Origin of the sequence: Halocynthiibacter sp. C4, from assembly GCF_028823805.1 — a bacterium.
GTDB lineage: Bacteria > Pseudomonadota > Alphaproteobacteria > Rhodobacterales > Rhodobacteraceae > Falsihalocynthiibacter > Falsihalocynthiibacter halioticoli.
The window spans coordinates 543,417-561,652 of record NZ_JAPEIE010000002.1; the positions used below are offsets into that span (position 1 = coordinate 543,417).

Annotated in this window: 18 protein-coding genes; 5 read left to right on the forward strand and 13 right to left on the reverse strand. The window is 56.8% G+C overall.

What is annotated here, in order from left to right; all coding sequences use genetic code 11:
- Window positions 1–51 precede the first annotated feature (51 nt).
- On the reverse strand, window positions 52–1,584 hold the full coding sequence (locus OU789_RS09740; RefSeq protein WP_274655385.1) for an acyl-CoA carboxylase subunit beta: 1,533 nt from the start codon (window positions 1,582–1,584) through the stop codon (window positions 52–54).
- 187 nt (window positions 1,585–1,771) lie between these two features.
- Here OU789_RS09740 and OU789_RS09745 point away from each other — a divergent pair, with 187 nt between their 5' ends.
- The 3 genes from OU789_RS09745 to OU789_RS09755 are packed head-to-tail and all read left to right on the forward strand — an operon-like array spanning window position 1,772 to window position 4,960.
- Entirely contained in the window at window positions 1,772–2,983 is a 1,212-nt protein-coding gene (locus OU789_RS09745; RefSeq protein WP_274655387.1) for a multidrug effflux MFS transporter, read from the forward strand.
- 57 nt (window positions 2,984–3,040) lie between these two features.
- Window positions 3,041–4,444, forward strand: coding sequence for a helix-turn-helix domain-containing protein (locus tag OU789_RS09750; RefSeq protein WP_274655389.1), 1,404 nt, complete (start codon window positions 3,041–3,043; stop codon window positions 4,442–4,444).
- Between the two features lie 30 nt (window positions 4,445–4,474).
- Window positions 4,475–4,960: a CoxG family protein gene (locus OU789_RS09755; RefSeq protein ID WP_263952607.1), complete on the forward strand. Its 486-nt coding sequence runs from the start codon at window positions 4,475–4,477 to the stop codon at window positions 4,958–4,960.
- Window positions 4,961–4,966: 6 nt separating this feature from the next.
- Here OU789_RS09755 and OU789_RS09760 read toward each other — a convergent pair whose 3' ends face one another.
- The 3 genes from OU789_RS09760 to OU789_RS09770 form a co-directional block, all read right to left on the reverse strand.
- Window positions 4,967–5,161 (reverse strand): YdcH family protein, encoded by a 195-nt coding sequence (locus OU789_RS09760; protein ID WP_274655391.1) that lies wholly within the window; start codon window positions 5,159–5,161, stop codon window positions 4,967–4,969.
- A 127-nt stretch (window positions 5,162–5,288) separates the two neighbouring features.
- Window positions 5,289–6,146 (reverse strand): DMT family transporter, encoded by an 858-nt coding sequence (locus OU789_RS09765; protein ID WP_274655393.1) that lies wholly within the window; start codon window positions 6,144–6,146, stop codon window positions 5,289–5,291.
- A gap of 94 nt (window positions 6,147–6,240) precedes the next feature.
- On the reverse strand, window positions 6,241–6,801 hold the full coding sequence (locus OU789_RS09770) for a LysE/ArgO family amino acid transporter (RefSeq protein ID WP_263953279.1): 561 nt from the start codon (window positions 6,799–6,801) through the stop codon (window positions 6,241–6,243).
- Between the two features lie 154 nt (window positions 6,802–6,955).
- Between OU789_RS09770 and OU789_RS09775 the strand changes: the two genes are divergently transcribed.
- Window positions 6,956–7,843 carry a LysR family transcriptional regulator ArgP gene (locus tag OU789_RS09775; protein WP_274655395.1) on the forward strand — a complete coding sequence of 296 codons (888 nt, stop codon included), beginning with the start codon at window positions 6,956–6,958 and terminating at the stop codon, window positions 7,841–7,843.
- 68 nt (window positions 7,844–7,911) lie between these two features.
- Here the strand turns inward: OU789_RS09775 and OU789_RS09780 are convergent, their stop codons facing one another.
- The 5 genes from OU789_RS09780 to mgtE all read right to left on the reverse strand — a co-directional run bounded on the left by OU789_RS09780 (window position 7,912) and on the right by mgtE (window position 13,438).
- Window positions 7,912–8,652: a YebC/PmpR family DNA-binding transcriptional regulator gene (locus tag OU789_RS09780; protein ID WP_263952603.1), complete on the reverse strand. Its 741-nt coding sequence runs from the start codon at window positions 8,650–8,652 to the stop codon at window positions 7,912–7,914.
- A 96-nt stretch (window positions 8,653–8,748) separates the two neighbouring features.
- The gene (locus OU789_RS09785) at window positions 8,749–10,530 is read right to left on the reverse strand and encodes an SLC13 family permease (protein WP_274655398.1); all 1,782 of its coding nucleotides are present in this window, start codon (window positions 10,528–10,530) and stop codon (window positions 8,749–8,751) included.
- Between the two features lie 100 nt (window positions 10,531–10,630).
- Window positions 10,631–11,446: a TIGR00282 family metallophosphoesterase gene (locus OU789_RS09790; RefSeq protein WP_274655400.1), complete on the reverse strand. Its 816-nt coding sequence runs from the start codon at window positions 11,444–11,446 to the stop codon at window positions 10,631–10,633.
- Window positions 11,447–11,507: 61 nt separating this feature from the next.
- The gene (locus OU789_RS09795) at window positions 11,508–12,059 is read right to left on the reverse strand and encodes a 5-formyltetrahydrofolate cyclo-ligase (protein WP_274655402.1); all 552 of its coding nucleotides are present in this window, start codon (window positions 12,057–12,059) and stop codon (window positions 11,508–11,510) included.
- On the reverse strand, window positions 12,056–13,438 hold the full coding sequence (mgtE, locus tag OU789_RS09800) for a magnesium transporter (RefSeq protein WP_263952599.1): 1,383 nt from the start codon (window positions 13,436–13,438) through the stop codon (window positions 12,056–12,058). The genes OU789_RS09795 and mgtE overlap by 4 nt, the downstream gene beginning before the upstream one ends.
- A gap of 127 nt (window positions 13,439–13,565) precedes the next feature.
- Here mgtE and guaD point away from each other — a divergent pair, with 127 nt between their 5' ends.
- Window positions 13,566–14,855: a guanine deaminase gene (gene guaD / locus OU789_RS09805; RefSeq protein ID WP_274655404.1), complete on the forward strand. Its 1,290-nt coding sequence runs from the start codon at window positions 13,566–13,568 to the stop codon at window positions 14,853–14,855.
- Window positions 14,856–14,866: 11 nt separating this feature from the next.
- Here guaD and OU789_RS09810 read toward each other — a convergent pair whose 3' ends face one another.
- The 4 genes from OU789_RS09810 to OU789_RS09825 form a co-directional block, all read right to left on the reverse strand.
- A complete protein-coding gene (locus tag OU789_RS09810) occupies window positions 14,867–15,334 on the reverse strand; it encodes a CAP domain-containing protein (protein ID WP_274655406.1) in 468 nt (155 codons plus the stop codon).
- Between the two features lie 45 nt (window positions 15,335–15,379).
- Window positions 15,380–16,735 (reverse strand): 8-oxoguanine deaminase, encoded by a 1,356-nt coding sequence (locus OU789_RS09815; RefSeq protein WP_274655408.1) that lies wholly within the window; start codon window positions 16,733–16,735, stop codon window positions 15,380–15,382.
- Window positions 16,736–16,871: 136 nt separating this feature from the next.
- A complete protein-coding gene (hisN, locus tag OU789_RS09820; RefSeq protein WP_446719180.1) occupies window positions 16,872–17,621 on the reverse strand; it encodes a histidinol-phosphatase in 750 nt (249 codons plus the stop codon).
- Between the two features lie 202 nt (window positions 17,622–17,823).
- The gene (locus OU789_RS09825; RefSeq protein WP_263952595.1) at window positions 17,824–18,195 is read right to left on the reverse strand and encodes a helix-turn-helix domain-containing protein; all 372 of its coding nucleotides are present in this window, start codon (window positions 18,193–18,195) and stop codon (window positions 17,824–17,826) included.
- Window positions 18,196–18,236 lie beyond the last annotated feature (41 nt).

The following is an 18,236-nucleotide window of genomic DNA, read 5'->3' on the forward strand; positions in this document are numbered from 1 at the left end:
GACCGACACAGCAGAGGAATTATGAGCGGAAGTACGGGGCAATCTCTTGTCCTATAGCGGGATGTTGTCGTGTTTTTTCCACGGATTCTTGAGCGATTTATTCCGCAGGCTTGCAAAGGCCCGCGCCACTCGTTTGCGGGTGCTGTGCGGTACAATCACCTCGTCGATAAACCCGCGCTCGGCGGCGACAAATGGATTGGCAAAGCGCTCCTCGTAATTCGCCGTATGCGCGGCAATCTTTTCGGCATCGCCAAGGTCGGCGCGGTGGATAATCTCGGTTGCACCTTTCGCGCCCATCACAGCAATCTCCGCCGTGGGCCACGCATAGTTGAAATCACCGCGCAGGTGCTTACTCGCCATAACGTCATAGGCCCCGCCATAAGCCTTGCGCGTGATGACTGTCACCTTGGGCACGGTTGCCTCGCCATAAGCAAAGAGCAGCTTTGCGCCGTGTTTGATAACGCCACCGTATTCCTGACTTGTGCCGGGCAAGAAGCCGGGCACATCCACGAGCGTCAGGATCGGGATTTCAAACGCGTCACAGAAACGTACAAAGCGGGCCGCCTTACGAGAGCTATCAATATCAAGGCAGCCCGCCAGAACCATCGGCTGGTTCGCCACGACACCCACGGTGGAGCCTTCGAGGCGAATAAAACCAGTGATGATATTCTTCGCGAAATCCTCTTGGATTTCATAAAAATCGCCCTCGTCCCCGATCTTGTGGATCAGTTCCTTCATGTCATAGGGCGTGTTTGCATTGTCCGGCACCAACGTATCAAGGCTGGCGTCGATCCGGTCCGGCGCGTCAAAAAACGGGCGGACCGGTGGTTTTTCGCGGTTGTTAAGCGGCAGGAAATCCACGAGGCGGCGCACTTCGGTCAGGGCCTCCACGTCGTTTTCAAAAGCCGCATCCGCAACGCTTGATTTCTTTGTGTGCGTCCCCGCACCACCAAGCTCCTCGGCGGTGACAACCTCATTGGTCACGGTCTTCACCACGTCAGGGCCGGTCACAAACATATAAGAGGTATCTTTGACCATGAAGATAAAGTCGGTCATCGCAGGCGAATACACCGCCCCGCCCGCACATGGCCCCATGATCACCGAAATCTGCGGCACCACGCCCGAGGCCATGATGTTGCGCTGGAACACTTCGGCATAACCGGCGAGACTCGCCACGCCTTCCTGAATGCGCGCACCACCGGAGTCGTTGATGCCAATGACTGGCGCGCCGTTCTGAACGGCCATATCCATAATTTTGCAAATCTTCTGGGCGTGGGTTTCCGACAGCGAGCCGCCGAACACGGTAAAGTCCTGTGAAAATACATAGACCATCCGCCCGTTGATTGTGCCCCATCCCGTAACAACGCCGTCGCCGGCAGGTCGGGATTTTTCCATGCCGAAATCGGTACAACGATGCGCAACGAACATGTCGAACTCTTCAAAGCTGCCTTCGTCGAGCAAAAGCTCGACCCGTTCACGCGCGGTTAACTTACCTTTGGCGTGCTGCGCATCAATTCGGCGCTGACCGCCTCCGAGCATGGCGTCTTCACGGCGGGCGAGGAGTTGGGCGTCTACGTCTTTCATCGTCGCGTCCTTTGGGGCAAGATTTGCAAATCGAAATCAGGTTAGCCGTGACGCCGCATTTCCCAAAGCAAATTTCGGCATATTTGCAAATCACTTCGCAAACCTTGATTGCATATTGCGAATTTGCAAACTCCTCCACCATGCATCCGCTCTGGACTTTACGGTATCCGCACCGTAATTCTGTTGCATGAGCAACGATTCTGCGGTTCGGTTTCTTGACCGAACCACCCCCCCTCATATTCTGACGCTGATCTTATTGGCCGGTCTTTCTGCGTTAGCCATGAACATCTTTCTCCCCTCACTGACGGGGATGGCTGACTATTTCGAAACAGATTATCGCCTGATCCAGCTTTCAGTTGCGCTCTATCTGGGCGTTAACGCGGTGCTTCAGGTATTTGTTGGCCCGATCTCGGATCGCTTTGGTCGCCGCCCTGTGATCCTTTGGGGGATCGGCCTCTTTATTCTGGCGACCATCGGTTGCCTATTTGCGCCCAACGTTGAGATTTTCCTAGCGTTCCGCATGGGGCAAGCGGTGATTGTGGCGGGTATGGTGCTGTCGCGAGCGGTGGTGCGGGATATGGTGTCTCAGGACGAAGCCGCCTCTATGATCGGCTATCTGACCATGGGCATGTCGGTTGTGCCAATGATTGGCCCTGCCATCGGCGGCGTGCTTGATGCGCAGTTCGGCTGGCAAGCTAGCTTTGTTCTGATGTTGGCGCTTGGCGTACTGATCTTCTTCCTTGCCTACCGAGACCTTGGCGAAACGGCGCGCAAATCCTCAAGCAGCATGCGCGAGCAGTTCCGCGAATACCCCGAGCTTTTCGGCTCCCGTCGGTTCTGGGGCTATGTACTCTGCGCGACCTTCGCTTCTGGCTCTTTCTTTGCCTATCTCGGCGGCGCGCCCTATGTGGCGACGGAGGTCTATCACCTCACGCCCGACCTCACCGGCATCTATTTTGGCGCGCCTGCGCTTGGATACTTCGCGGGCAACTATGTTTCGGGCAAATATTCGCGCCGTGTGGGCGTCAACAAAATGATCCTTTGGGGCAGCATCATCTGTGCGCTCGGAATGCTCGTTTCGCTACTCATCTTCACATTCACCACAGGATCAGTCGAGATCTTCTTTGCCTTCATGACCTTTGTAGGGCTCGGCAACGGCATGGTTCTCCCTAACGCCAACGCAGGCATGCTATCTGTACGGCCGCATCTTGCCGGAACAGCCTCTGGTATTGGCGGCGCGATCATGATCGGGGGCGGCGCTGCGCTTTCGGCCTTTGCCGGAACGCTGCTTGGACCAGGAAGTGGCGCGACGCCGTTGATTGCCCTGATGTTCACCACCTCGGCGCTCGGGGTTGCTGCGATCGTCTATGTCTTGCGTCGTGAACAGGAAATCGCCTAGTTTGCAAACTAGGCTGCTCACGCGGCAAATCTGCAAACTCAGAACGGACTCGCCGAGATGGCAACACAAAAGCTCTATGCCGGTGCAAAGCTGCGCGAAATCCGCACGCGACTTGGCCTGACCCAAAAAGCCTTTGCTGAAAAGCTTGGTGTGTCGCTGCCCTATCTGAACCAGATGGAAAACAACAACCGCCCGATCAGCACAGGCGCGGTTTTGGCCCTCGCCCAAGAGTTCGGCTTTGATGTGACCGAGCTTTCAACAGGGGATGCAGAGCGGATGGTGAGCGATATGCGCGAAGCTTTCGCCGATCCTGTCTTTGCAGACGGCGCGCCACCCCTTGCGGATTTGCGGTTGACCGCCTCCAACGCCCCTGCCCTCGCCCGCGCTTTTCTGGAACTGCACCGCGCCTATCGCCAGAGCCACGAACGCCTCGCGTCACTCGACGAAGCCCTTGGCCGCGAAGACAGCCGTGTTGCGCCGAGCCCATGGGAAGCCGTGCGCGACTTCTTTCACTATTGCGACAACTATATCGATGCCGTTGACCGCGCCGCCGAAAGCTTTGCCACAAGCCGCGACACGCATCTTTCTGTCGAGGACCGCGCCATCCGGCATATCGAAGGCCTAGGCATCACGCTTAAAGAAAGTGATGGTACAGGGCTGCGTGGCTATGACCCAGACAGCAAAACACTCACGCTTTCGCAACATGCGAGCCCATCGACGCGGCGGTTTCAACTTCTGCACCAAATCGCGCTGCTCTCTTATGACGATCTGTTAGAAGCCACGCTCGATTTTGCCCGCTTTCATAGCGAAGAAGCCCGCCAGATCGCCAAGATCGGCCTTGCCAATTACTTCGCAGGTGCCGCGCTCTTGCCCTATGACAGGTTCCTAACAGCGGCCATGCAAACCCGCCATGACCTTGAACTGCTCGCCCGCCAGTTTGGCGCGTCTATCGAACAGGTCGCGCATCGCCTCTCAACTCTGCAACGCTCCGGCGCAAAGGGTATCCCGTTCTTTTTCGTCCGTGTCGATCAGGCCGGAACAATCACCAAACGACACTCCGCAACGCGGCTACAGTTTGCGCGCTTTGGCGGAGCTTGCCCGCTCTGGAATGTCCACTCCGCCTTTGAAACACCGGGCCGCTTTCTGCGCCAGCTTGCCGAAACGCCGGATGGGTTGCGGTATTTCTGTTTGGCGCGGGATGTCTCAAAGCCAGCAGGCAGCTTCAAAGCACCCGTACGCCGGTATGCCATCGGATTGGGCTGTGAAGTTCGGCATGCGGGGGCGCTGGTCTATGCGGATGACCTCGACCAATCCAACCCCGCACTGTTTGAACCAATCGGGGTTTCCTGCCGGATTTGCGAGCGGCCGAACTGTCACCAACGCTCTGTGCCGCCGCTCGAAAGCCGGTTGGATGTTGACCACAACGCCAGAGGCGTGCTTCCTTACAAAATCATCCCATAAAACTGGGCGCGCGATCAAAGGACAATAAAAATGGAACTCAGCGACACACGTTTGATCAATGCCGACCGCGCAACGGTCTGGGCGCATCTGAACGACCCCGAAACCCTCAAAGCCTGTATCTCTGGCTGTCAGGAATTAACCGGAACGCCAGAAGACGGCTTTCAAGCGGTGGTGAAACAAAAGGTCGGCCCCGTAAAGGCGACGTTTAAGGGCGAAGTTACCCTCACCGATGTAGACGCCCCCAACAGCTATCGCATCTCTGGCGAAGGCAAAGGCGGCGTGGCTGGTTTTGCCAAGGGTGGCGCATTCGTCACGCTCGCAGATGCCGAGGGCGGCACCGAGCTGACCTATGAAGTTGACGCCAAGGTTGGCGGCAAGATCGCGCAACTCGGCAACCGCTTAATCAACGGGTTCGCCAAAAAGATGACGGAATCCTTCTTTGAGAAGTTTCAAGAGATCGTCGAAGGCCCATCCGAGGACAGCGGCGAGGCATCAGAAGACACCCCCGCCGCATAGGCTGTTTTAGGCAGACAGCAACCGGAAGATTTCATCCTTCAGGGCCATGCGCTTCTTGCGCAGCTCTTGCTCGTGCAAATCATCTGTCGGCTCGATATTGGCCTCGGCACGATGCACATCGCGGTTCACCTGATGGTATTCATCCGCCAGCCGCGCGAAATGGGCATCACTGCTTTTGAGGGCATGGATTTTATCCGCCATTTCGGGGAATTCTTCAGCAAGCTCATGAGGTGTATTCGACTTTCGCGTTCTCCTTTTATGGGTTACACGAACCTTAGCCCCTCTGCCGGCGGTGGTAATTGACGCGGATCAAGTTTCAGGCGTTTTTCTAGGTATCCGCTCGGGCGCGACGTTTGTTTAGCACCATCTCGCGCCACGCAATAAAACTGACCGAAGCCATGATGAGCGCGCCGCCGATCACAACCCAGATATCGATCGGCTCGGCGAACAACACCAACCCAACGAGGGCCGACCAGATGAGCTGAAGGAAGGTTACAGGCTGGGTCACGGCCATGGGCGCAGCACGGAAAGCAAGCGTCATGGAGTAGTGCCCCGCCGTTGCAAATGCCGCAACGAGCAACAGGCCGAAAAGCTCTTGGAGCGTTGGCGTTACCCAGACAGCGGCGGCGAAAGGGAGCAAACCGATTGTCACCGTGAGCGAGAGCATTCCGACAACAACGGTGGGGCTGACTTTGCCGGAAAGCGGCTTGGCCACAAGATAGCTAGCGGCGAAAAACAATGCGGTGCCGATCATTGCGATATGCCCAACCGACACCTCTCGCAGACCTGGGCGCAGGATAATAAGGCCACCGATGAGCGCCACAACAATCGCGGTAATTCGGCGCAACGCGAGCCGCTCTCCAAGAAAAAGCGCCGCACCAATAGAGATATAGACCGGCGACATATAGTTCATCGCGGTCACCTCGGCGATTGGAATCTTGGTCATGGCAAAGAACCACAAGATCACACCCAAAGTATGCACCATCCCACGCAGGCCAAACAGGCCAAGCACCGGAGCGCTAAGGTTACCATCTCGCCACGCGCGCGACATCGCGGGGAGCATCGGCAACAAAAACACCAAGCCCAGAGCATAGCGGAGGAACGCCGCTTCCGATGCGGGGATACGCTGGCCGTAGTATTTCACCAGCGCTGTCACCGCGACAAAACACAGGCCCGTAACACTCATCCAGATTACCCCTTCAAGAGGGCGTACCGTTGGAGTGCGAGAGACTGGTGCGGAAGTTTCCATGGGGTGACTTGACTGCAAACGCCGCGAAGGTTCAAGCGGTAAACAGCAGCAGATTAACCGCAATCGACCACATGGTGATGCCGATGATCACCTCAAGCACGCGCCACGCCGCAGGTTTGGCAAACACGGGCGCAAGGAACCGCGCGCCATATCCAAGCGCAAAGAAAAACACAAAAGACGCCAAGGCCGCACCAAACCCGAAAGCAAACCGCGCATCACCATAAGGCGCGGACAGACTTCCAAGCAGCACAACTGTATCAAGATACACATGCGGGTTGGTCCACGTCAGCGCGAGACAGGTCAGCACCGCCTTGAGCGTGGATTGGGTTGCGCCGTTTTCAGTCTCTAGGGACTCGCCGCCGCGCCACGCCGCCCGAAACGAAAGCGCCCCATACACAAACAGAAATGCCGCGCCGCCGTATTTGAAAATCGGCAAAACACCCGGCAAGACGCTTTCGACCCATTCAAAAGCAAAAACACCAACCGTCACGAGGATCGCATCTGAACAGGCGCAAACCAGCACGACGGCCAAAACATTAGCCCGCCGAAGCCCTTGGCGCAGCACAAACGCATTCTGCGCACCGATCGCCATAATAAGAGTGAGCGAGGTGAGGAAGCCCGTAAAGACAACGGAGAACGGAATAGAAGAAAGCACGAGAGATCAGGCTCCTGAGTGTTGACGTGCCGCTGTTGCTATTCATTTCAGTTTGATTAGTCTAATTAAAGATTCTTGATCTAGATTAGGAATGCTTAACTTGCCCGATACACGTTCTCTCATGGCGCTTGCCGCCGTTCTGCGCACAGGTTCATTCGAATCCGCGGCCCATGAATTGAGCGTGACCCCCTCGGCGATTTCGCAACGGATCAAAGCGTTGGAAGAAGAGATCGGTGCAGCATTGATCAAGCGCGGCCCGCCCGCAACCGCCACGCCCACAGGCGCGCGCCTACATCGCCACGCTGAGGAAATTGCCCTGCTGGAGAGCGCACTCGCTAAGGATTTGGGCAAGGCACCTGCCGCTTCGCATATCAAAATCGCCACCAGCGCCGATAGCCTCTCGACTTGGTTGCTCCCTGCGCTTGCCGGTCAGGATGATTTGTTCTTCGAACTTGTGGTGGATGATCAGGACCACTCCGCCGACTGGCTACGACGCGGTGAGGTTCAGGCCGCGATAACCGCACACCCAACACCCGTTCAAGGCAGCGATTGCGTGGCGCTTGGGAATTTTCGATACATCGCCTCGGCAAGCCCCGCTTTCCTGCACCGCTATTTCCCAGATGGCGTTACAGAACACGCGCTCGAGGCCGCGCCCGCGCTTTTGTTCAACACAAAAGACCGGCTGCAAATCCTTTGGGCCAAGCGGCAATTCGGACGGGCCCTGCGATTTTCAAGCCATCAACTGCCCTCCTCTCGTGGGTTTGTTGATGCTGCGCTGCTTGGCATGGGCTGGGGCATGAACCCAGAACCGTTGATCCGCGATCATTTGGCGAAGGGAACACTTGTGCCGCTCATTCCTGAGACGCCGTTGGATGTTCCATTGTTCTGGCAATGCAACCGCCGCATCGCTCCCGCCATAGCGCCTCTGACACGCGCAATTAGAGATGCCGCGAAAGGCGCGCTGCAGCCGCCGTCATAACCGTCAAACAAAAACGCCGCGCTCTATCAATGAGCGCGGCGCTTGAATTTTCCGGTCTGAACAGCGTTTTAAAGCTGCGCCATAACCTCGTCAGACACTTCGAAGTTGGCAGTGACACGCTGGATGTCGTCGTCATCTTCGAGGGCATCAATCAGCTTCATCAGCTTTTGCATACCTTCGAGATCAAGCTCGGTTGTGGTGGTTGGTTGCCAGATCAGCTTGGTGCTTTCGCTTTCGCCTAACTCGGCCTCAAGCGCAGTAGAAACGGCGTTCAAATCCGTATCAGCGCAAATGATGGTGTGGCCATCTTCGGTGCTTTCGCAATCTTCGGCACCCGCTTCAATCGCGGCCATCATTACCGTGTCGGCATCGCCCGCGTCGGGGCCGTAGACAACCTGACCTTTGCGATCAAACATGAAGCCCACGGAACCGGTTTCACCGAGGTTGCCGCCATTCTTGGAGAAGGTCGAGCGCACGGTTGACGCAGTGCGGTTTCGGTTATCTGTCATGGCCTCGACGATCACGGCAACGCCGTTTGGGCCGTAACCTTCGTAGCGGATTTCTTCGTAATCGTCGCCCTCGCCCGCAGTGGACTTTTTAATGGCGCGTTCGATCACATCTTTCGGAACTGAGTTTGACTTGGCCTCTTTAACGGCCATACGCAAACGGGGGTTTTTCTCTGGATCAGGGTCGCCCATTTTGGCGGCCACGGTGATCTCTTTGGAAAGTTTGCTAAACAGTTTGGAGCGCGCTGCGTCCTGCCGCCCTTTGCGGTGCTGAATATTTGCCCATTTGGAATGGCCAGCCATGTATGCCTCTTAGGTTCAATCTCGGTTAGGTGGCTTATAGGCCAGCGCGCGCGTGTTCTTCAAGGGGCCGATGCCCCCGCAACGTCGATAGCGCGCTTAGAGCGGCCAGATAAGCGGAATAAGCAGCGAAGCCAGTATCCCAATGGACAGGTTAAGCGGAATACCCACGCGCAAGAAATCGGTGAACTTGTACCCGCCCGGGCCATAGACCAGCATATTGGTTTGGTAGCCGATGGGGGTTGCGAAACTTGCCGATGCCGCGACCATCACCGCCACAACCAGCGGACGCGGATCAATGCCAAGTGCTGCGGCCAGCCCGATTGCAATCGGCGTCACCACCACGGCAACCGCGTTGTTTGAAACGAGTTCGGTCAGCACCGACGTGAGCAAGTAGATCGCCCAGACAATGAGGAAAGGTGGTAGCATTTCCAACCCAGGCGAAACCGCATCTACGATGAGTTGTACCGCGCCGGAAGACTCGAGCGCCGCTCCAATGGCCAGCATCGAGAAGATCAGCGCCAGCAAGCGGCCATCGATAAAGCCAAAGGCCTCATCCGCATCAATACAGCGCGTCAACAAAACAACCGCCACCGCCAAAACAGACAGAAGGAAGATCGGCGCAACACCAAGGGCTGCCAGCCCGACAATCCCCACGAGCGCACCAACAGCCACCGGTGCATGACCACGGCGAAATGCCCGCGCGGAAGGGTGCGAAACATCAGCCAGACCAAGATCGCTGGCCATACGGCCAATATCCTCGGGTGCGCCTTCAAGCAGGAGCGTATCCCCCACACGGACGACAAGATTTTCAAGCTGCTGGTGGCCGATATTCTGGTTTCGGCGGTGCATGGCCAGCGTATACACACCATAGCGACGGCGCAGGCGCAGCGACCCGAGCGCGCGACCCACGATTTTACAGTCAGGTGTAATCAACACCTCAACCGTCGTGGTTTCAACGGCGGAAAGCTGGTCAACACGCTTTAGAGATTTGTTGCGCTGAAGCGACAGAAGCTCGGTCATTTCAGTCCGCAAAACAACGCGATCCCCTACCTGAAGCACCACATCGCCCATGTTTCGCCGCAGGGATTCATCGCCGCGCAAGACGTCGATCAATCGCACGCCTTCGCGCTTAAACAGCTGCACACCAGAAACCTCGCGGCCAATCAGATCGCTATCTGGCGGGATGGCAGCCTCGGAGAAGAACTTCTTTTTGGAGCGATCCGAGAGCAAGCTCGCCATGGAATCCCGATCCGGCAGCAAGCGCGGCGCGATGAAACGAAGGTAGATCATACCCCACGCCACAATTGCGATCCCCAGCGGCGTAACCTCGAAAATGGTAAAGGCCGGCAACCCATTGGCCCGCGCAACACCGTCCACGAGCAAGTTCGTCGACGTCCCGATCAACGTGAGCGTGCCGCCCATGACCGCAGCATAGGACAGCGGGATCAGCAGTTTGGATGCCGAAACTTTGAGCTTTTTGGCGAGTTGGATGAACACAGGGATCATCACAACGACAACCGGAGTGTTGGACACAAAGGCCGAAGCAATCACAACAAATGCAATCATAAGCGCAATAGAGACCTTTGGGTTTGTCTCTACGTTTTTCTCGGCCATCTGGGTGAACCATTCAAGCGCCCCCGTCCGCACAAGCGCGCCCATGACAATAAACATCGCTGCAATGGTCCAAGGCGCAGGGTTCGACAAAACCGCCAATGCCTCGTTATAGGGGAGAATTCCAAGCACCAACAGCGTGGCAACGCCCGCTATCGCGACGACTTCGGTCGGATAGTGCTCGCGCAGAAACAGAACGAACATGACCCCGACAACACAGAGGGCAAGAATAGCTTGCCACGTCTGGGAAATTTCAAACAGCACCATGATTTGGCCGCGCCTCTTTTAGTCGATCAATCATTGCCGAATGTCATTGCGTTGTACAAGTGCTGGTTTGATCGCGCAGCGTTTCAGGGAGATTTTTCCGTTACTTGGGCGAAGACGGCTCAAGTCTTCCGCCCTCGCGTACCATAGACACAGTTTTTGCAAGCCCCGTGCGATCGTCGGTTTCAACGAACAGCCCAGACAGCGTTGCTTCTTCGGTGGCGGGGGTGAACCGCCCCTTGCCCATCCCCGTAATGAAGCGGCGCATCGGTTCGGCCTTTTCCATACCGATAACAGAGTTGTAGTCGCCGCACATGCCCGCGTCGCTTTGGAATGCGGTGCCTTTTGGAAGGATCTGCGCGTCACCTGTGGGAACGTGGGTATGCGTACCGACAACAACACTCGCGCGACCGTCGCACCAATGGCCCATACCCATCTTTTCGCTGGTGGCTTCGCAATGCACATCGACCAAAATTGCCTGTGCCATCCCGCCAAGCGGATGGCGTTTCAACTCGGTTTCGATCGCGGAGAATGGATCATCAAAGGCACGCTTCATAAAGACCTGCCCCAGAACTTGCGTAACCAGAATCTTTCGCCCGCGCCCGCCATCAAACAGCCGCGCACCTTTTCCCGGTGCGCCCTTGGCAAAATTGAGTGGGCGGATGATGCGCGGTTCCTGCTCGATATAGGTGAGCATGTCGCGCTGGTCGAACGCATGATCGCCAAGCGTGATACAATCCGCACCTGCCTCAAGCAGCACCCGCGCATGAGCCGCCGACAGCCCCGCACCAGAGGTGGCATTCTCGCCGTTAACCACAACGAAATCCAACCGCCACTTTTCGCGCAGCCCTTTGAGCCGCTCTGTGATTGCTTTGCGGCCAGAGCGGCCAACAACATCGCCTAAAAACAGTATTCTCATCGAATTTCGTACTTTCTAAACTCTAACGCACACCCCAAAAAATCGTTCCAAATTTGGAAATTTACGGGAATTGGCGTATTTTTTCGTCCGTAACCATCACATCAAGCCGCTGATCCGTGGGCTCACACGGGATTTGCTCAAAATACTGCGTTTCAAAGGCAAAGCCGATCGCGATGGCGTTTCCTGCCGCGCGGAGCTCTTCGAGCGTCCGATCGTAAAACCCGCCGCCGTAGCCAAGTCGGTTGCCCGCAGCATCAAACGCCACCAGCGGCACGATAAGAACCTCGGGCGTCACATACTCGGGCCTTGCCGGAATCATCGCACCAAACTCGCCGCGCGTCATTTCTGTATTTTCGCTCCAAAGCGCAAACTTTAGCGGCGCCCCTTTGGCTTGAATCACCGGCACAGCAACCGGGCCATCGTGGGCGCGCATTTCAGGGAGCGGGTTAATCTCTGTTCGGATCGGCATATAGCCCGCCAGCACTTTGCCCGCATGAGGCGCAAGCACCTCGGCCAACCCGTTCGGCGGGGTCGCGCCCAAACGCGCACGCGCCTCGGCCCGTCGCGCGAATGCCCGCTCTCGCAGGTCAGCTTTATCCAGAACCACGCTCATAGGAGGAAGGCCGATGCAAGGCCAAGGAAAGCCAAGAAGCCCGCGACATCAGTAACGGTCGTTACGAATGTGCCCGAGGCCAGCGCAGGATCGATACCGATTTTATCCAGAACAACGGGGACGCCAACACCAACGATACCCGCGACAACAAGGTTGATGACCATCGCCGCGGCAAGCACCATCCCAAGGGCGCCGCTCCCGTACCAGAAGTAACCGACAAGCCCCATCAGAAACGCAAAGAGCAAGCCGTTGATAAGCCCCGCAAGCGCCTCCCGACGCAAGATGCGCCAAGAGTTTCGCGAGGTAAGATCTTTGGTCGCGAGCGCACGCACCGCAACGGTGAGGCTTTGTGTTCCTGCGTTTCCGCCCATAGACGCGATGATCGGCATGAGCACCGCGAGCGCCACGATCTGGGCGATTGCATCCTCGAACTGGGCAATCACCGCGGAGGCAAGAATTGCGGTGCCGAGGTTCACTGTGAGCCAAGGCGCTCGGCTCTTGGCCGTTTCCCAAATCCTATCCGACAGACTCTCTTCGCCAACACCGGCGAGGCGCAGGATGTCTTCTTCGTGTTCCTCATCGAGCACATTCATCGCGTCATCAATGGTGATGACCCCAACGAGACGGTCATCCTCATCTGTGACGGGGGCCGAGATCAGGTGATATTGATTGAACGCATAGGCGACGTCTTCTTCGGGTGCCGTCGCAGGGAATGTGCGGAAACTTTCCTCGATCAAATCCACAAGCGGGGTTTTGCGCGGGGCGCTCAACAGTTTGCCGAGCGTAACATATCCCACCGGCCGCATCCGAGGATCAACGAGGATCATGTGATAGAACTGCTCTGGCAGTTCCTTGCTGTTGCGCAGGAAATCAATCGCTTGCCCGACGTTCCAATGCTCCGGCCCCATGACGACCTCGCGCTGCATAAGGCGGCCCGCACTTTCCTCCGGATAGGAAAGCGCGCGCTCGGCGGCAACACGGTCGCTATCGTCAAGAGCGTCAAGAATGGCATCCTGTTGCGGCTTTTCGAGGTCTTCAAGAAGGTCAACAACGTCATCAGACTCAAGATCGCGCACCGCGTCGGCAAGCTCGTCAGGCGCGAGCGCGTCGATCACCTCTTCGCGCAACCCTTCGTCAAGCTCGGAGAGGATATCGCCATCAATTCCCCCGCCCCAAAGCTGGACAAAATCGCGCCGTGTGCTTGGGTCGATCTGTTCGAGAATATCGGCAACGTCGGCCGCGTGGAGCGGATCAATCAGCTTCGCGAGTGCGGCGGCGTCTCCGCTACGAACGGCGCCAAGAACCTGATCGACTGTCTGGTCGTCAAGGCCGAATGTCTCTTCGTCCGTGGCTTCGGACTCGCGTGTCTGCTCGGTCATCTGAGACTCCGTTCGCTGCTTCGCGCAGCATAGAATGGGCTCGCAAAAAGAAACAGGGGGGAAAGGCAGATTTACCTTTGGAAAATGAGGGGCTATCCTCAACGCTTGTGCGATGAAAGGGATAGATATGGAACTCTTGCGCGGACAGGTTTTATGGTTCGACGGCTCCCCGATGAATGGAAACATCGAGGCAGCGGCCCGCCACATTACCCATGGTGCCGTCGCGATTGACAGCGGCAAGATCCTTGCCGTCGGAGAGGCCGACACGCTGTCGGCGCAATACCCCCACGCCGAGAGTTTCGACTATAAAGATCATCTGCTGACCGCCGGATTTGTCGATGCGCATGTACATTACCCCCAGACCGCGATCATTGCGAGTTGGGGCAAACGGCTGATTGATTGGCTCAACACATATACGTTCCCCGAAGAGATGCGGTTTGGCGATGCGGACTATGCCGCCGAGATTGCCGCCCGCTATCTTGATCTTGCGCTTGCCAATGGAACCACCACGGTGGCCAGCTATTGCACCATCCATCCCGAGAGTGTTGACGCTATTTTTGAAGCGGCCGAGGCGCGGCAAATGCGGATTGTGGCGGGCAAAACCTGCATGGATCGCAACGCGCCCGCGCGCCTTTGCGACACACCGAAAACTGCCTATGACGACAGCAAACGCCTGCTTGAGAAATGGCATGGCAAAGGGCGCGCGCACTATGCGATCACACCGAGATTTTCGCCGACGTCCACGCCAGAACAGCTGGAAGCACTCGGAGCACTTTGGGGGGAGCATCCCGAGGTTCTCATGCAAACGCATCTTTCAGAGCAGGTAGATGAAATCGCGTGGGTCAAAACCCTCTTCCCCGACGCACGGGATTACCTTGATACCTACGAGTATTTTGGCTTGCTCAAGAGCGGCGGGCTTTATGGACATGCGATCCACCTTGAGGAACGAGAAAAATCACGGCTGCTTGAAATGGACGCCAGCCTCATCCATTGCCCCACGTCGAACACCTTCATCGGCTCCGGCCTCTTTGACATGAAGGGCCTTGCGGCGGATGGGCACCGGATAGGACTGGCGACGGATACGGGGGGCGGCTCAAATTTCTCAATGCTGCGCACAATGGCTGCGGCCTATGAGGTTGGGCAGTTGAACGGGAGCCCCCTGCACGCTGCGGAACTCTATTGGTTGGCGACAGCAGGTTCGGCCAAGGCGCTTCATCTGGATGATAAGATCGGCAACATTGCTGCAGGAATGGAAGCTGACATCATCGCACTTGATCTGGCCTCGACCCCGGCGATTGCCCAGCGTTCGGCGCGCGCGGAAGATATTTGGGAAAGCCTCTTTGCCACCATCATGATGGGCGATGACCGCGCCATTTCTGATGTTTGGGTGTCAGGCCAGCGGCGTGCGCTGACCTGATTTTTGACTTATCAGCAGGGGCGACCGGCCAATACCATTGCCCAAGACTGGCCCGATCCGGCCATGCCGAATTCAGTGACTTTCGAATTGAGAATATTTGCGCGATGCGGCGGAGATTGCATCCACCAATCGATTGCGCCGATACCGCCGCGCTCTCCTCTATAGGCGTTTTCGGCAAGGACGCGTGCGCAATATCCCGTTGCCTCAACGCGGTCTTTGACGGTCGAACCGTCAGTGCCGGTGTGCCCGACAAAGCCGTTCGCGTTCATGTCTTCGGCAAGCGCAAGAGCGGCTGCATCAAGTTGCGCATTTGAAGTCAGTTCAGGCAGGCTCGCATTTCTGCGCTCGAAATTCACGATGTCCTCAAGTGAAACGGCGAGGTCGTTACCACCACCCGCTGTTACCACCGTTGTTTGCTCAGAGCAGGCCGCCAGCATGAATGCCGCCACGGCCGCTATCGCACCAAATTTGATTGTCATAATCTTCCCTCGTCCAATTTTTCTCATTTTGAGCGGAAATTATGGCTACATCAAGTCTTTAGCAAGATTGTTCTGTTCTTTGATTGCTTGGGGCAAGTCGATGGTCTGCATTTCGCCATCACGTACGATCTGCTTTCCTTCGACAAAGAGGTCGCGCACTTTCTGCGGTCCGGCGAGCAGAATAGCGGCAGGATCCCAACTTCCGGCACTCTCCAATCCCTGCAAATCCCATATCGCGAGATCGGCGCGCTTTCCAACGGCGATTTGCCCGCAATCGGATCGTCCGAGTACTTCTGCTCCGCCCCGCGTCGCGATGTAAAGCGCCTCGCGGGCACTCATTGCATCGGCACCGTTTTGAACCCGCTGTAGCAACATCAACTGCCGCGCCTCTGCCGAAAGCGAGCCAAGATCATTGCTCGCAGACCCGTCAACACCAAGACCGACCCGCACGCCCTGATCGCGCATCTGGCGCACAGGCGCGATGCCTGAACCGAGGCGGCAATTGGAACAAGGGCAATGGGCAACGCCCGTGCGCGTTGCGGCAAAGAGATCAATCTCGGTCGCGTCGAGTTTGACGCAATGGGCGTGCCAGACATCCTCGCCCAGCCAGCCAAGATCGCGGGCATATTCGCCAGGGCGGCAGCCGAATTTTTCTAGGGAATAGGCGATATCTTCGTCGTTTTCGGCCAAATGCGTGTGGAGCATCACACCCTTATCGCGCGCAAGAAGTGCTGCTTCGCGCATGAGGTCTGTGCTGACGGAAAATGGCGAACACGGCGCGACACCCACACGCAGCATCGAGCCGTCGCGTGGATCGTGGTGAGCATCGATCAGTCTGATACAATCCTCAAGAATAGCGGCTTCATCTTCAACCAATGCATCGGGTGGCAGCCCGCCTTTGCTCTCGCCAATCGACATCGCGCCACGAGTGGGATGAAACCGCAGCCCGACCCGCTGCGCCGCCTCGATCGAGTCTTCAAGCCGCGCACCGTTGGGGAAAATATACATATGGTCCGAACTGAGCGTACAGCCGGTCAGCGCTAATTCTGCAAGGCCAATGACCGCGCCAGAATGCATTTCGCGCGGCCCGAAACGCCCCCAAATCGGATAGAGCGACTGCAGCCAGCCAAACAGTAACGCATCTTGTGCCGCTGGAACCGCACGGGTCATCGTTTGATAGAGATGATGGTGCGTATTCACCAATCCAGGCGTCACGAGACAACCGTCAGCCCGATGTACGGCAAGCCCTTCGGCTTGTTCGCCCTGCAAATGCGCCCGTAGATTTGGGCCGACGGCTTGAATCACCCCGTCCCTTACATGGATATCGCAATTCGCAATTTCGCTGCCCGCATCATCCATGGTGAGGGCAAGAGTCGCGTTTTCAATCAAGATGTTTGTCATAGGTCTCCACACAATTCTGCCCAATTCGGTGCCATTTGGCGGTTGTGTGAAGCGTATCAGCAGAAAAGGGCAAAGGACCTGATACGAGCGCAAGAATATCACGCAGGCAGCTGGAATCAAGCTTCGCGGATGTAGATTAGGCGTCTGAGAGCAGAAGGAGCGCCGCAGCATGCAGCTCTGGCGTTGCGGCAGCAAGAACACGTCCACCATTATGCGCAGGCTCTCCCTTCCAATCCGTCACAACACCACCTGCAGCTTGGATAACCGCGATGGGAGCTTGGATATCATAGGACTGAAGTCCAGCTTCAATCACCAGATCGACCTGTCCTGCTGCAAGAAGTGCATAGGCATAACAATCCATGCCGTAGCGCGTTAGCTTCACTTCGCGCTCGACCTCGCGGAAGGCTGCGGCCTCTTCGAATGTCCCGACCTCTGGAAAAGTTGTAAACAAGGTCGCATCAGACAGCCGACTAACAGAAGACACGCCCAACCCGCGCGCCCAATGTGGCCCCTGCATCTCTGCTAGCCCGAAACCGCCGCGAAATCTCTCGCCTATATAGGGCTGATCGATCACGCCGAAAATAGGGCCGTTCTCATCAGATACCGCGATCAGAACGCCCCATGTAGGCGTTCCAGAGATAAAACCCCGCGTGCCATCAATCGGATCCAGCACCCATGTCAAACCCGAGGTGCCGACCGTGCCCCCAAACTCCTCGCCCAAAATAGAGTCCTCGGGGCGCTTTTCGGCAAGAATTGCGCGCATGGATTTCTCGGCTTCGCGATCGGCCACGGTAACGGGATCAAAGCCCTCGTCCCACTTATTCTCAGTTGCCAGCTCTCCGCCTCGGAAATACTGAAGGGTCACCCGCCGCGCGGCGTCGGCCATAAGCTCGGCTGTTTCCCTAATCGAGGTGATGTCTGCTTGTGAAAGGTCCATGATCGCCTCGTTCTCTACTCGGGTTTGGATGCCGCCTTGATAGGACAGACCCTCCATCGCGCGCAAGCCGCGTGCCACCCCTCCCTATCGTGCAGGCAACAAAAAAGCGCGCTATACAAGAGCGCGCCTTTTCGCTTTTCGATCCGTCTAATTAGGCAACGTCACTCAATACACGTGCCAATTCGAACAAACGACGTCGCTGATTCTCGGGAATCGCATAGTAGGAGCGCACGAGCTCAAGCGCCTCCTTATCGGCCATGAAATCACCACGAACCGTTGTTTCCTTAGCTTCAGAGCCGGACTTGCCGCCCAACCCTTCGAAAAAGAAACTAATCGGAACCCCCATAGCATCCGAAATATCCCAAAGACGGGAAGCGGAAACACGGTTCATTCCAGTTTCATACTTTTGAATTTGCTGGAATTTAATTCCAACACGTTCTGCGAGTTGCTGTTGGGTCATGCCTACCATCCATCTGCGATGGCGGATACGTTTTCCAACGTGTACGTCTACCGGGTGTTTCATTTTTACGCTCCACTACTTTAAAACACGCGAATAAAGCGAAA